Below are 12,933 nucleotides of genomic sequence, written 5' to 3'. Positions count from 1 at the left end.
GGGACCGGAGCCGGAGGAATTTCAGTCAGGCTTTCGGAGCCGGCCGGCCGAGCGCAAGCTTCAGCACGGCCACGACACCCAGCAGTCCGAGAATGCCGGTCACGAACCGGACGCCCAGCTTTGCCGGCACGTGGGCCTTGCCGTGGACATAGTCATCGACAATGACCTGCAGTCCGGATTCGGCGTGGTAGAAGCTGGAAATGACGAGCGCGGCCAGCATCGTCGCGTTCAGCGGCCTGCCACCCCATTCAGCGACTTCTTCGTAATCGGCGCCGCCGAGGCGGAACATCTGCACGACAAACCAGCCGGACAGAGGCAGCAGCGTTGCCGCTGATACACGTTCCGCAATCCAGTGGCCGGTGCCGGAATGACCCGAGCCGAGACCGCGGGCGCGGCCCAGCTGGGAGCGCATCACATCATGATGCGGAGAGACCGGTGCATTCATCTCAGGAGGCCTTCCTCAACTTGGCGCGGCTGCGCGAACGGCAACAGGAGACGCCCAGCAGGGCCGCGGCGAGGGTCACGCTGACGCCGGCGATGACGCCGACGGCAACGGGGCCATCCTCATTGACCGATTTTTTATCGTCGCGTTTGCCCACATCCCAGATGAAGTGGCGCAGCCCGCCGACGGTGTGCCATACGAGTGACAGAATCCAGCCACCCAGTATGATCTGTCCCAGCGGATTGCCGGTCACCTTCCGCGCCGCCGCGAAGGATTTCGGTCCTTTTGCCAGTGCCGCAAGCCAGGCTACGCCCAGGGCTGAACCCGCAGTCGCCACGACGCCTGTGATACGATTCGTTATCGAAAGGAACATCGACAGGCGCATCTTGTAAACCTGAAGATGCGGTGACATGGGTCGTCGGATTAATCTGCCGTCGCTTCGGCTCCCGACATAGAGCGCTTCCCGGACATCCTGCATCGTCGCCTCGCCGTCTCTGTGTAGATAAAACGCCGCATAAAACCGGCGTCAGTCAGAAATCGGTCCTACGCCGCAGGGGTGCGGGGGTCAATTCGACGGAGAAACACGAAACCGGGAGGTAGGCTCACGTTTTATTTGATGATTTCGGCGGTTGTCTGCGGCCGGGAGCCCCCTGCCGCGCCGGGCGCATGGTCTGTGGCGCAGACCGGGAGCCGCCGAATCGTATAAAAGCGGGGCTATCTATTCAGGAACGGGGTCGAAACAAAAACGCGCGGGAGCAGACGGCCGGTGCATACCGGGTCTGCTCTGCGCGTCGGCCGGCCGGACTGCTCAGCGATTCCTGCCAAGCAGATCAAACGCAATCGTGAGTTCCGCGATCTGCACGGCGTTCAGCGCCGCGCCTTTCCGCAGGTTGTCGGAGACACACCAGAAGGCGAGTCCGTTCGGCACGGTCGGATCGACGCGCAGACGCGAGACATAGCTCGCATCCTCGCCCACGCATTCGATCGGGGTCACGTAGCCGCCATCCTCACGCTGGTCGACCAGCACGACGCCGTCCGCTTCGCGCAGGGCCTCGCGGGCGCGCGCCAGATCAACCGGTTCTTCGAATTCGACGGAGACCGATTCCGAATGGCCGACAAAAACCGGTACCCGCACGCAGGTCGCGAGCACGGCGATCTCGGGGTCGAGGATCTTCCGGGTTTCCACGGCCATCTTCCACTCTTCTTTGGTGGAGCCGTCATCCATGAAGCGGTCGATCTGCGGGATGCAGTTGAAGGCGATCTGTTTCTGGAACTGCTCGATTTTTGGCGGATCGCCGACGAAGCTGCCTTTGGTCTGGGCGAACAGCTCGTCCATGCCGTCTTTGCCGGCCCCCGCGACTGCCTGGTAGGTGGAGACGACGACCCGTTTAATTGTGAACAGATCGTGCAGCGGCTTCAGCGCCACGACCATCTGGATGGTCGAGCAGTTCGGGTTGGCGATGATCCGGCGTTTCGCGTTCTTGACGTCGTTCGGGTTCACTTCCGGCACGACCAGCGGCACATCCGGTTCCATACGGAAATGTGACGTGTTGTCGATGACCATGCAGCCGGCCTTTGCGGCGCGTGGCGCGTGGACGGCCGAAACGGCGCCGCCCGGAGAGAACAGGCCTACGTCCCAGCCGGAAAAGTCGAATGTTTCGAGGTTCGCGACCTTCAGGGTCCGGTCGCCGTACGAGACCTCGCGTCCGGCCGAGCGTGGCGAGGCGAGGGCCACGATTTCATCGACAGGGAACTCCCGTTCGTGAAGCGTTTTAAGAATTTCACGTCCGACCGCTCCGGTCGCGCCGACGACCGCTACCCTGTAACCCATCCCGTTTCCCTTTCTCTCCACGTGTCGTCTGCATTCCGCGCAGAATGGCGACGTGACACCTAGAGCAAGACGAGAGCGCGTGGAAGGTTTATCCCGGAGCTCCGGTCACGCGCGCGCCAGTTCTGACCGCCGGCCGGGCGCCCGTCGACGATGAGGGATGGTATCTGATGCCCGTTGCGAGAATTTCAACCTTCGCCCGAACCGATCAGCCTGTTGCGCCATCCGGGGTGAAACCTGCTCCCGACTGCACGCTCGTCATTTTCGGCGCGCATGGAGACCTGACGAAACGTCTGCTGATTCCGGCTCTTTACGACCTGAAGGTTTCAGGTCTGCTGCCTGACCGCTTCAGAATCATCGGTGTCGATCGCGCCGAGGACACGACTGAAGGCTGGCTTGCCGGTCTGACCGCCATGATGGAGAAGTTCACGCAGGACCCGACGGCCGAATTCTACACGCCGAAAATCGATGAAACCGTATGGAGCTGGCTGTCGGCCCGGCTGAGTTACGCCCGCATTGATTTTACCGATGCTGCTGCTCTGAAGGAGTTCGGTGGTGCGATTGACGGCAATGTGGTCTTCTATCTTGCTGTTCCGGCGCGATTTTTCTCGCCTGCCGTCGAGGCGCTGGGCAGGGCGGGGCTGACGGAGGAGAAAAACGGCGCCTTCCGCCGCGTTGTGATCGAAAAACCTTTCGGGACGGATCTTCAGTCCGCACGGGAACTCAACAGCCGCATTCTGGCCGTGCTGAAGGAAGAGCAGATCTTCCGTGTCGACCACTTCCTCGGCAAGGAGACCGTTCAGAACATTCTGGCGATGCGGTTCGGCAACGTCATCTTCGAGCCGATCTGGCATCGCGACTACATCGACAACATCCAGATCACGGCGGCGGAGACGGTCACGGTGGAATCGCGGGCGGCGTTTTACGAAGCGACGGGGGCGCTGCGGGATATGGTGCCGAACCACCTGTTTCAGCTTCTCGCCATGGTCGCGATGGAACCGCCCGCGAGCTTCGCGCCGGAGAAGGTCAGAACAGCGAAGCAGACGCTCTTCGAATCGATTGTGCCGGTCAGGCCGGAGGATGTGGTGCGTGGCCAGTATGCTGCCGGAACGGTCAGAGGCAGGCCTGTCGCGGCTTATCGCGACAGTCCCGGCGTTGCGGCTGACAGTGACACCGAGACATATGTGGCGATGAAGCTGGAAGTGCGGAACTGGCGGTGGGCCGGAGTGCCGTTCTATCTGCGGACCGGGAAGGCGATGTCGAACCGGATTGCTGAAATCGTCATTGAGTTCCGGCTCCCTCCTCTTACGCTCTTCCCGTCCGCGGACCATGCGCATGCGCCGCCGCCGAACCGGGTGATTCTGAACGTTCAGCCGGTTCAGGGTGTTACGATCTGCTTTGGCGCCAAGAAGCCTGGTCCCGAGATGCGGCTGGTCGATGTGCAGTCACGATTCCGATATCCGGATTTCTTCGTCCGGGAGCCCAATGTCGGTTATGAAACCCTGCTTTATGACTGCCTTTGCGGGGATGCCACGCTGTTTCAGCGCGCCGATAACATCGAAACCGCATGGGCTGCCGTGGAGCCGGTGCTTGAAAACTGGCAGGCCGAGAGGACGGCTCCGGAGCTTTATGATGCCGGCTCAGCGGGACCCCGGGGTGCGGACGAGCTCCTTGCACGGGATGGGAGAAAATGGCACCCGATTGACGGGGAGATTTAAGGCGGCCGTGGTTTCCATATGTCACAGTCTCTTCTGATTTCGTGGCGAAGGTGACCGGATGATGTCGCCTTCCTGCCGTATTGCGCGTCTACACAGATGCGGAGACCGGGTCCCGGAGAATGCTCCGCCTGGTCATTAGTTAAATTAAGGGGATACCCATGATCGTTCGTCGTTTTCGCGCCCTCGCTCTTGCCGGCGGCCTGGCACTGACCGGCGTATCTGTCGCGCAGGCGCAGTCATTTGGCAGTCTGGCGAAAGGCGCAGAACAGGGCGCGATGCAGGGCGCGCTCGGACAGTCGGGACTTGGCGGAACGACCACCTCCGGGACGTCGGGTCTGCTGGGCTCGGTCGGCCTTCCGTCACTGTCTTCCGCCAGCACGGGGAATGTGACGGGGATTCTGAGCTACTGCGTTCAGAACAACATTGTCAGCGGTTCGACCGCTACCTCGACGCTGAACTCCCTGACCGGCAAGTCCGGCGTGACCGGAGATTCGTCGTATACGGCCGGTCAGCAGGGGCTGCTTCAGGTCGGGAACGGCAACCAGCTTTCGCTGTCGTCACTGAAAGAGGGCGTCCGCAGGAAGCTGTGCAATGCTGTTCTGAGCAAAGCGCAGTCCATGATCTGACGGGCCTGTGCGTGGTGACCCTTTATGAAAGGGTCCCGCGTCTTCGGCTTTCATGAAAAAGGGCCGCCGGTCAGATGACCGGCGGCCTTTTCTGTGGGGTGCGTCAGAATATTGTTCGGCCGGGGCCGCCGGACGTGCCGGCGGGGATCAGGCTGATGTCAGAGTTTCTCGACCTGGCTGTAATCCAGATCGACAGGCGTGGAGCGGCCGAAGATCGAGACGCTGACTTTCAGGCGTGTCTTCTCTTCGTCGACTTCCTCAACCACGCCATTGAAGGATGTGAACGGACCGTCGGCCACGCGAACCTGCTCGCCGACCTCGAAGGTGACGGAGGAACGCGGCCGTTCGACGCCTTCCTGAGCCTGCTTCATGATCCGCTCGGCTTCCGCTTCCGGAATCGGGCTGGGGCGCGTTTTGGTGCCGAGGAAGCCGGTTACTTTCGGTGTGTCCTTGACCAGATGCCAGCTCTCATCCGTCAGTTCCATTTTCACCAGCACGTAACCAGGGAAGAACTTCCGTTCCGAGTTCACTTTCTGCCCGCGACGGACTTCAACCACGTCCTCGGACGGGACGAGCACCTGATCGATGTGATCGGCCAGACCCTTCTGGGCGGCCTGCTCCATGATGTGGCTCGCGATCTTCTTTTCGAATCCCGAATAGACGTGCACGACGTACCAACGCTTGGCCATGCCGGTCCTCTAACCTCCCAGTCCGAAAAGTTCACGAACGCCGAGGCCGATAACCTGGTCGACGACGAAAAAGAAAAGTGAAGCGAGCGAAGCCATCGCGAGCACCGCGCCTGTCGTGACCAGGGTTGCCTTGCGTGACGGCCATGTGACGCGACGCGCTTCGGCCTCCACGTCACGCAGAAATTTCACCGGACTGACAGACACGAACAACCCTTCTCAAGCAGCCGCCACACATCGGGTTTCGCCCGCGTGTTTCCGGCCTGGATTCGCCCGGGCCCGGCGAATGCCGGCCCGCCTGCTGCGCTGCTGCCTGGAACGGAGGATCAGACCGAAGGGGATGCTCCCACCGGATGTCTGACCAGGCGGGTTTGGCAGGGGTGGAGGGTCTCGAACCCACAACCTCCGGTTTTGGAGACCGGCGCTCTAGCCAATTGAGCTACACCCCTGCAGAACCGCCCTGCGGAGACCTTACCTGAAGCAGCCGGAGCTGTCTCAGTTCAGTTCACCACGCGAACCGGGCGCAGGCCGCGGAAAAGAATATGCCGGGCGTTTAAAGTCAAGAGGGGGAGGGCACAAACTTTGCTTCCCCGATGGCGGGTAAAATCATATGAGCCGGCGTTTTCCGGCCTTTTCGCCGCAATGCGCCCGTCGTATTTTTTCACGCGATCTCCTGCTTGCCTGGCGTGTCGGAGATGCAGTATAAGCCGCGTCGGATGCGGGCGTAGCATAGTGGTAATGCAGTAGCCTTCCAAGCTTCTGAGGAGGGTTCGATTCCCTTCGCCCGCTCCAGTTTCCTTTTATTTTACTGGTCGTAAGCGGATTGCGATCCGCCGGATGCTGTTTTCGCCGGCGCGCAGGAATGGCTGGCAGCCCGCAGTTCCGTGCGCATTGTCCGGAGCAGCCGCCTGCATGAGTGAGTCTGAAATGCATGGGCGGCGCTGGCTCATTCTTGCGTCCTGCTGTCTGAGCCTTCTGCTCGTGATGATGGACGTCACGGTCGTGAATGTCGTGCTTCCGTCGATTCGCCACGCCTTTGGCGCCGGACTTTCCGATCTGCAATGGATTGTGGACGCCTACACCCTGGTTGTGGCCGGGCTGCTCATGCTGGCCGGCTCCATCGCGGATCGTATCGGTCGCCGTCGTGTTTTTCTTGCCGGTGTCACGATGTTCTGTGCCGGGTCCGCGCTGTGCGGTCTTGCCGCTTCGACCGGTCAGATGATTGCCGCGCGTATTTTTCAGGGTGTCGGCGGCGCAATGATGAATCCGGTCGCGCTGTCGATCATCGCCAATACGTTTACGGACCCCCGTGAAAGAGCCCGCGCGATCGGCATCTGGGGGATGATGTCGGGGGCCGCGCTTGCGCTCGGTCCGATGGTTGGTGGTTTCGTAAGCGACTGGATCGGGTGGCGCTTCGTTTTCTGGATCAATCTGCCGATCGGTCTCGTCGCGCTGGGGATGACCCTGCGCTTTGTGCCGGAATCGCGTTCGCCGGAGCGGTCTCCGCTCGATCTGCCGGCCCAGGGGCTTGCTGCCGTGGCGGCGGCTTCCTGCGTGGCCGCTCTGATCGAAGGCCCGGACGCCGGGTGGCTGAGCCCGTGGACGTTCTGTCTGGCTGCTTTGTCTTTCATCGCCCTGGCCGGATTTGTCGTGGTGGAAGCGACGAGGGCGAATCCGGTGCTCGATCTGCGATTCTTCCGGTCGATTCCTTTTGCGTCCGCGACGGTGCTGGCCGTGCTCTGCTTCGCCATTTTCTCATCCCTGCTTTTTCTCAATACGATTTATCTGCAGGATGTCAGGGGTTTCCTGCCGCGTCAGGCCGGGCTGATGCTGATGCCGCTGGCTGTTGCGATCACGGTCGGCGCTCCTCTCTCCGGGCGTCTTGTGGCGACGCGCGGCGCGCGGCTTCCTCTCGTGCTGTCCGGTATCGGTCTCTGTCTGGGGGCGCTGCTCATGACCGGGCTGACCGCCGGGACGCCGGAATGGCAGCTTGTTCTCGCCTATCTGCTGATGGGGGGTGGTTTTGGCTTATGTAACGCGCCGATCACCAATGCTGCCGTCTCCGGCATGCCGCGCAGGCGCGCCGGACTCGCGGCGGCCATTGCCTCGACGAGCCGGCAGATCGGTGCGTCTCTCGGTGTGGCGGTGGCGGGCAGTGTGAGAAGCGGCCGTGTCGCGACGCATTTCACGGATGGTTTCGCGGATGGTTTTCTGGCGGCGGCCCATCCTGTTTTCTGGCTCGCGGCGCTGCTTGGAGTCGCTGTCAGTCTGTGCGGATTCATCGCGACGGGTCGCCGTGCGCGTGAGTCCGCGGAGCGTATCGCGGCCGGTTTTTCGTGACAAAGTTTTCGCGTTCTCCCGCGGGACGGAAACGTTGTCGGAAAGAGCTGAGGGCGGAGAAGGTTTGTTGCCTGAAAGAATCTTCCTGTCCGGGCCTGAAAGCGCGGCTCTGCTCGGTTGCGTGGTCCGGGTCTCCATGCTAGAGGCCGCGCCAATAACGAATTGCGGCCGGGCGTGTGTCCCGGGGCCGGTATCGCCGACCCTGGTCTCATGCCTGCTGGCGCGCCTGGGGAACGCAGAAGGGAAGAGCCAAACGTGGCCACTGCCGTAACGAGTACCCGTTCCGTACCTCATGCCCCTGTCGGGACGGGCGGTCTTGCGGGACGCTATGCGACCGCGTTGTATGAGCTTGCTGCCGAGCGCCGGCAGCTTGATGAGGTTCTGTCGGAGGCCGGTGCGCTTGCCGGTCTGATTGACGGAAGCCAGGACCTGCGGACGGTGCTCGGTGACGCCCGTCTGGATATCAGGGACTCCCGCAAGGCGATTCTGTCCGTGCTGAAGCAGCAGGGTTTCGGTCAGACCGTAACCAGCTTCGTCGGTGTGATCGCCGATAACCGGCGTCTGTCCCGTCTCCGTGAAATTCTTGCGGCTTTCGCCGCCGTGGCGGCTGCCCGGCGTGGTGAAATGTCCGCTGAAGTGGTCAGCGCCGAACCGCTGACCACGGCGCAGCGTGCCCAGCTGCAGGGTAAGCTCGCCGAAGCCGGCTATTCGCGTGTCAATCTTCAGGAGCGGGTCGACCCTGAGATCCTTGGTGGTCTCGTGGTTCGTGTCGGACCGCGCCTGTTTGACAGCAGCCTCCAGTCCCGCCTTGTACGCCTGCATTATGCCATGAAGGGAGCCGCGTGATGGAAATCCGTCCCGCCGAGATTTCGGATATCCTCAAGCAGCAGATTGCTTCATTCGATACGGCATCGGAAGTTGCCGAGACCGGCACGGTTCTGTCGGTCGGTGACGGCATTGCCCGTGTTTACGGCCTGCAGAACGTCATGGCCGGGGAGCTTGTCGATTTCCCGTCCGCCGGTCAGAAGGGCATGGCGCTGAACCTTGAGAACGACAATGTCGGTGTCGTTATCTTCGGGTCCGATACGGAAATCCGTGAGGGCGACACCGTCAACCGTTCCGGTGCGGTTGTTGAGGTTCCGGTCGGCAAGGGTCTTCTGGGGCGCGTTGTCGACGGTCTCGGCAATCCGATCGACGGCAAGGGTCCGCTCACGGACGTCACGATGAAGCCCGCCGAGGTCAAGGCGCCTGGCATCATGCCGCGCCAGTCGGTCAGTGAGCCGATGCAGACGGGGATCAAGGCGATCGATGCGCTGGTGCCGATCGGACGTGGTCAGCGCGAACTGGTCATCGGTGACCGTCAGACCGGCAAGACGGCGATTCTGCTCGACACCATTCTGGCGCAGAAGGATGTGAATGCGCTGGGCGACGATAAAAAGTCGCTCTACTGCATCTATGTGGCCATCGGTCAGAAGCGTTCGACCGTCGCTCAGCTGGTTCGCACGCTCGAAGAGCATGGTGCGATGGCTTACTCCATCGTCGTCGCCGCGACGGCTTCCGATCCGGCTCCGATGCAGTATCTCGCGCCGTATTCCGCCTGCTCGATGGGTGAATACTTCCGCGATAACGGCATGCATGCGCTGATCTGCTACGACGATCTGTCGAAGCAGGCTGTTGCCTATCGCCAGATGTCCCTGCTGCTGCGTCGTCCGCCGGCGCGTGAAGCCTATCCGGGCGACGTCTTCTATCTGCATTCCCGTCTGCTGGAACGCGCGGCGAAGATGTCGGATGAGAACGGCGCCGGTTCGCTGACGGCTCTGCCGGTCATCGAGACGCAGGCCGGTGACGTCGCGGCTTATATTCCGACCAACGTGATTTCGATCACCGATGGTCAGATCTTCCTGGAGACCGATCTGTTCTATCGGGGTATCCGTCCGGCGGTTAACGTCGGCGGTTCGGTGTCCCGCGTCGGATCGGCCGCTCAGATCAAGTCGATGAAGCAGGTTGCCGGCAAGATCAAGCTGGACCTTGCTCAGTATCGTGAGATGGCGGCGTTCTCGCAGTTCGCTTCGGATCTCGATCCGGCGACGCAGAAGCAGCTTGCCCGCGGCGCGCGTCTGGTTGAGCTTCTGAAGCAGCCTGAATCGTCGCCGCTGGCGGTTGAGGAACAGGTTGTGGTTCTGTTTGCCGGCACCCGTGGTTACATTGATGGCATCGCGGTTGATCAGGTGGTTCCGTGGGAGATCAAGCTGCTCGGTGAGCTGCGTGGTCCCGCGAAGGACATCATCCAGGGGCTGCGGACCGAACGGCAGATCACCAAGGATCTTGAGACGAAGATCGGTGAGTTCCTGACGGACTTCAATCGCCGTTTCGCTGTCTGATCGCGGGTATCGTTCATGGCTTCCCTGAAGGAACTCCGCGCCAGGATCGGAAGTGTCAAATCGACGCGGAAGATTACGAGCGCGATGAAAATGGTCGCGGCGGCGAAACTCCGCCGTGCCCAGACGCACGCCGAGGCGGCGCGCCCGTATGCCGCGGCGATGCGCCGTATGCTGGGTGAACTGGCGGGGGCGATGTCCGGTGAGGACGGCGCCCCGAAGCTGCTGGCCGGAAGCGGTGAGGATCGCGTCCACCTTCTTGTTCCGATCACGAGTGACCGGGGTCTTGCGGGCGGGTTCAACTCGAACATCAATCGCACCACGCGGCTGACGATCCGCAGGCTCCAGGCAGAGGGAAAGACCGTTAAGCTGCTGCCGATCGGTCGCAAGGGGTTTGACTTTCTGTCGCGTGATTATGCTGATCTGATTGTCGATCATGTGATCGGTGTTGGCGGAAAGGAGATTCCTTTCTCGGCTGCCAGCGATCTTGGTGCGAAAATCACGAAGCTGCTTGAGAATGGCGAATTCGACGTCTGCACGGTGATTTACAACCGTTTCCAGAACGTGATGTCGCAGGTGCCGACGCCGCTGCAGCTGATTCCGCTCGGGCTTGACGCGAACGAGGCGAAGCCTGATCCGAATGCCGCGCAGTATGAGTTCGAGCCGGATGAGCAGACATTGCTTGAGCGGCTGCTGCCCAGAAATCTGCAGGTGCAGATTTACGCGGCGCTGCTTGAGTCGGCGGCCGGCGAACAGGGTGCGCGGATGACCGCCATGGATAACGCGACCCGCAACGCAGGCAAGGCGATCGACCGGCTGACGCAGAAATACAACCGGACACGCCAGGCCAATATTACCAATGACCTTATCGAGATTATCTCGGGTGCGCAGGCGGTCTGAAGCCGCTTTCGTCCCGTTCCCGACCCGTCCAGACCGTTTTGCCCGCAGGAGCTGATCCCATGTCGGATACCATCACCCAGACCCCGGCCCAGAGTTCAGCCCCGGGTTCCTCGAACAATGTCGGCCGGATCACCCAGATCCGCGGCGCCGTCGTTGACGTGCAGTTCGAGGGCACGCTGCCGAAGATTCTCGGTGCGCTGCATGTCAAGCTCGGTAATTCCACCCTTGTGCTCGAAGTTGCGCAGGAAATCGGTGAGCATGAGGTTCGCTGCATTGCCATGGACACGACCGATGGTCTGGTTCGCGGTGATGAGGTTGTCGATACGGGCGCGCAGATTTCCGTTCCGGTCGGTCCTGAGGTTCTCGGCCGCATCATGAACGTGATTGGCGACGCCATCGATGAGAAAGGGCCGATCCGCACGACGCGTCGCGCGCCGATCCATCGTGAGGCTCCGTCTTTCGAGGAGCAGGCGGCGGCGTCTGAGATTCTCGTCACCGGTATCAAGGTTGTCGATCTTCTCTGCCCTTACCTGAAGGGTGGCAAGATCGGCCTGTTCGGCGGTGCCGGCGTTGGCAAGACCGTCATCATTCAGGAACTGATCAACAACATCGCGAAGGCGCATGGTGGTGTGTCGGTGTTCGCGGGTGTCGGTGAGCGTACCCGTGAAGGGAACGACCTGTATTACGAAATGCAGGATGCGGGCGTGATCAAGGTGGCCGAGGACGGTTCCACGGAAGGGTCCAAGGTTGCCCTGGTGTTCGGTCAGATGAACGAGCCGCCGGGAGCCCGTGCCCGCGTCGCGCTTTCGGGTCTGACACAGGCTGAGTATTTCCGTGACGAGGAAGGGCAGGACGTTCTGTTCTTCGTCGATAACATTTTCCGCTTCACGCAGGCCGGTTCGGAAGTGTCGGCGCTTCTCGGCCGTATTCCTTCCGCCGTGGGTTATCAGCCGACGCTGGCGACCGAGATGGGCGCGCTGCAGGAGCGCATCACCTCGACGAAGAAGGGTTCGATCACCTCCGTGCAGGCCGTTTACGTGCCTGCAGACGATCTGACCGACCCGGCGCCTGCCGCGACCTTCGCGCATCTTGATGCGACGACGGTTCTGAACCGTTCGATCGCGGAAATGGGCATTTATCCGGCTGTCGATCCGCTGGATTCCACGTCCCGTTCGCTCGATCCGAAGATCGTTGGCGAAGAGCACTACAAGGTGGCCCGTGATGTGCAGCGTATCCTGCAGACCTATAAGTCGCTGCAGGATATCATCGCCATTCTCGGAATGGACGAGCTCTCGGAAGACGATAAGCTGATCGTGGCCCGTGCGCGGCGTATCCAGCGTTTCCTGTCTCAGCCTTTCCATGTGGCGGAAGTCTTCACCGGAGCGCCGGGCAAGCTGGTTTCGCTTGAGGACACCGTGCGCTCCTTCAAGGCGATCGTCGCCGGTGAATATGACGATCTGCCGGAAGGTGCGTTCTACATGGTCGGCGCGATCGAGGAAGCTGTCGCGAAGGCAGAGAAGATGAAGGAATCGGCGTAAGTCAGCCGACTTCGGAAGGGACCATTCAGAATGCCGATCAAGGTCGAAATCATCAGTCCCGAGAAGGTTCTGGTGTCCCGCGATGTGGACATGGTCGTGATGCCGGGTGAGGAGGGCGATATCGCCGCCATGCCTGAGCATGCGCCGATGATGCTTCTGCTTCGTGGCGGCACTGTTGCTCTTTATGACGGTGATACGGTTACCGACCGGTATTTCGTGGGTGGCGGATTTGCCGACATGACGCCGGTGCGCTGCACTATTCTCGCCGATGAGGCTGTTCCTGTTACGGAAATCTCTATTGATTCGGCGACGGCGCGTCTTGAGGAACTGACTGAGGCGTGGGATGCGGCGGACAAATCCGATGCTGCCCGTCTTGAAGGACTCATGGCGAAAATTCAGTCGGTTCGCGCCGAGATCGACGCGGGCGCCGGCAACTGATTTTTTGTCGGCTTTGCGGCTGGCCGGGGCTGACCGTTT

General features: G+C 61.4%; 14 protein-coding genes and 2 tRNA genes. 9 read left to right on the top strand and 7 right to left on the bottom strand.

Going from position 1 to position 12,933, the window contains the following annotated elements; translation table 11 throughout:
* Positions 1-25: 25 nt before the first annotated feature.
* The 3 genes from sdhD to GOB93_RS09070 all read right to left on the bottom strand — a co-directional run bounded on the left by sdhD (position 26) and on the right by GOB93_RS09070 (position 2,273).
* Entirely contained in the window at positions 26-445 is a 420-nt protein-coding gene (gene sdhD, locus GOB93_RS09080; RefSeq protein WP_173583189.1) for a succinate dehydrogenase, hydrophobic membrane anchor protein, read from the bottom strand.
* Position 446: 1 nt separating this feature from the next.
* A complete protein-coding gene (gene sdhC / locus GOB93_RS09075; RefSeq protein WP_173583188.1) occupies positions 447-920 on the bottom strand; it encodes a succinate dehydrogenase, cytochrome b556 subunit in 474 nt (157 codons plus the stop codon).
* Positions 921-1,250: 330 nt separating this feature from the next.
* Positions 1,251-2,273 (bottom strand): aspartate-semialdehyde dehydrogenase, encoded by a 1,023-nt coding sequence (locus GOB93_RS09070; protein ID WP_173583187.1) that lies wholly within the window; start codon positions 2,271-2,273, stop codon positions 1,251-1,253.
* Positions 2,274-2,440: 167 nt separating this feature from the next.
* On the opposite strand from GOB93_RS09070, the gene zwf reads away from it, so the two are divergent.
* Positions 2,441-3,988 carry a glucose-6-phosphate dehydrogenase gene (gene zwf / locus GOB93_RS09065; protein WP_173583186.1) on the top strand — a complete coding sequence of 516 codons (1,548 nt, stop codon included), beginning with the start codon at positions 2,441-2,443 and terminating at the stop codon, positions 3,986-3,988.
* A gap of 158 nt (positions 3,989-4,146) precedes the next feature.
* Complete coding sequence (locus GOB93_RS09060; protein ID WP_173583185.1) at positions 4,147-4,614, top strand: DUF2501 domain-containing protein; 468 nt, start codon at positions 4,147-4,149, stop codon at positions 4,612-4,614.
* Positions 4,615-4,772: 158 nt separating this feature from the next.
* Here the strand turns inward: GOB93_RS09060 and nusG are convergent, their stop codons facing one another.
* From nusG to GOB93_RS09040, 4 genes are all read right to left on the bottom strand, one after another.
* Entirely contained in the window at positions 4,773-5,303 is a 531-nt protein-coding gene (nusG, locus tag GOB93_RS09055) for a transcription termination/antitermination protein NusG (RefSeq protein ID WP_173583184.1), read from the bottom strand.
* A gap of 9 nt (positions 5,304-5,312) precedes the next feature.
* The gene (gene secE, locus GOB93_RS09050) at positions 5,313-5,507 is read right to left on the bottom strand and encodes a preprotein translocase subunit SecE (protein ID WP_146886323.1); all 195 of its coding nucleotides are present in this window, start codon (positions 5,505-5,507) and stop codon (positions 5,313-5,315) included.
* A gap of 165 nt (positions 5,508-5,672) precedes the next feature.
* Positions 5,673-5,749, bottom strand: a tRNA-Trp gene (locus GOB93_RS09045).
* A gap of 51 nt (positions 5,750-5,800) precedes the next feature.
* Positions 5,801-5,965 (bottom strand): hypothetical protein, encoded by a 165-nt coding sequence (locus tag GOB93_RS09040; protein WP_173583183.1) that lies wholly within the window; start codon positions 5,963-5,965, stop codon positions 5,801-5,803.
* A 53-nt stretch (positions 5,966-6,018) separates the two neighbouring features.
* On the opposite strand from GOB93_RS09040, the gene GOB93_RS09035 reads away from it, so the two are divergent.
* The 7 genes from GOB93_RS09035 to atpC all read left to right on the top strand — a co-directional run bounded on the left by GOB93_RS09035 (position 6,019) and on the right by atpC (position 12,894).
* Positions 6,019-6,092: transfer RNA gene (locus tag GOB93_RS09035), tRNA-Gly, on the top strand.
* Between the two features lie 120 nt (positions 6,093-6,212).
* Positions 6,213-7,640 carry an MFS transporter gene (locus tag GOB93_RS09030; protein WP_173583182.1) on the top strand — a complete coding sequence of 476 codons (1,428 nt, stop codon included), beginning with the start codon at positions 6,213-6,215 and terminating at the stop codon, positions 7,638-7,640.
* Positions 7,641-7,850: 210 nt separating this feature from the next.
* Positions 7,851-8,486: a F0F1 ATP synthase subunit delta gene (locus GOB93_RS09025; protein ID WP_173583181.1), complete on the top strand. Its 636-nt coding sequence runs from the start codon at positions 7,851-7,853 to the stop codon at positions 8,484-8,486.
* A complete protein-coding gene (gene atpA, locus GOB93_RS09020) occupies positions 8,486-10,021 on the top strand; it encodes a F0F1 ATP synthase subunit alpha (RefSeq protein WP_173583180.1) in 1,536 nt (511 codons plus the stop codon). The genes GOB93_RS09025 and atpA overlap by 1 nt, the downstream gene beginning before the upstream one ends.
* A gap of 15 nt (positions 10,022-10,036) precedes the next feature.
* Positions 10,037-10,918 carry a F0F1 ATP synthase subunit gamma gene (locus tag GOB93_RS09015; protein WP_173583179.1) on the top strand — a complete coding sequence of 294 codons (882 nt, stop codon included), beginning with the start codon at positions 10,037-10,039 and terminating at the stop codon, positions 10,916-10,918.
* 59 nt (positions 10,919-10,977) lie between these two features.
* Positions 10,978-12,456 (top strand): F0F1 ATP synthase subunit beta, encoded by a 1,479-nt coding sequence (atpD, locus tag GOB93_RS09010; protein WP_173583178.1) that lies wholly within the window; start codon positions 10,978-10,980, stop codon positions 12,454-12,456.
* A gap of 30 nt (positions 12,457-12,486) precedes the next feature.
* Positions 12,487-12,894: an ATP synthase F1 subunit epsilon gene (gene atpC, locus GOB93_RS09005; RefSeq protein WP_173583177.1), complete on the top strand. Its 408-nt coding sequence runs from the start codon at positions 12,487-12,489 to the stop codon at positions 12,892-12,894.
* The last annotated feature ends 39 nt before the right edge of the window (positions 12,895-12,933 follow it).

The organism is Acetobacter musti (assembly GCF_011516835.1).
Lineage (GTDB): Bacteria > Pseudomonadota > Alphaproteobacteria > Acetobacterales > Acetobacteraceae > Acetobacter > Acetobacter musti.
The sequence above is the reverse complement of the archived record's forward strand: the minus strand, read 5'-3'. Positions and strand labels throughout refer to the sequence as shown.

Coding starts and splice junctions, on each gene's coding strand:
- sdhD (WP_173583189.1), bottom strand. CDS start 445: ATGAATGCACCGGTCTCTCCGCATCATGATGTGATGCGCTCCCAGCTG.
- sdhC (WP_173583188.1), bottom strand. CDS start 920: ATGCAGGATGTCCGGGAAGCGCTCTATGTCGGGAGCCGAAGCGACGGC.
- GOB93_RS09070 (WP_173583187.1), bottom strand. CDS start 2,273: ATGGGTTACAGGGTAGCGGTCGTCGGCGCGACCGGAGCGGTCGGACGT.
- zwf (WP_173583186.1), top strand. CDS start 2,441: ATGCCCGTTGCGAGAATTTCAACCTTCGCCCGAACCGATCAGCCTGTT.
- GOB93_RS09060 (WP_173583185.1), top strand. CDS start 4,147: ATGATCGTTCGTCGTTTTCGCGCCCTCGCTCTTGCCGGCGGCCTGGCA.
- nusG (WP_173583184.1), bottom strand. CDS start 5,303: ATGGCCAAGCGTTGGTACGTCGTGCACGTCTATTCGGGATTCGAAAAG.
- GOB93_RS09030 (WP_173583182.1), top strand. CDS start 6,213: ATGAGTGAGTCTGAAATGCATGGGCGGCGCTGGCTCATTCTTGCGTCC.
- GOB93_RS09025 (WP_173583181.1), top strand. CDS start 7,851: ATGCCTGCTGGCGCGCCTGGGGAACGCAGAAGGGAAGAGCCAAACGTG.
- atpA (WP_173583180.1), top strand. CDS start 8,486: ATGGAAATCCGTCCCGCCGAGATTTCGGATATCCTCAAGCAGCAGATT.
- GOB93_RS09015 (WP_173583179.1), top strand. CDS start 10,037: ATGGCTTCCCTGAAGGAACTCCGCGCCAGGATCGGAAGTGTCAAATCG.
- atpD (WP_173583178.1), top strand. CDS start 10,978: ATGTCGGATACCATCACCCAGACCCCGGCCCAGAGTTCAGCCCCGGGT.
- atpC (WP_173583177.1), top strand. CDS start 12,487: ATGCCGATCAAGGTCGAAATCATCAGTCCCGAGAAGGTTCTGGTGTCC.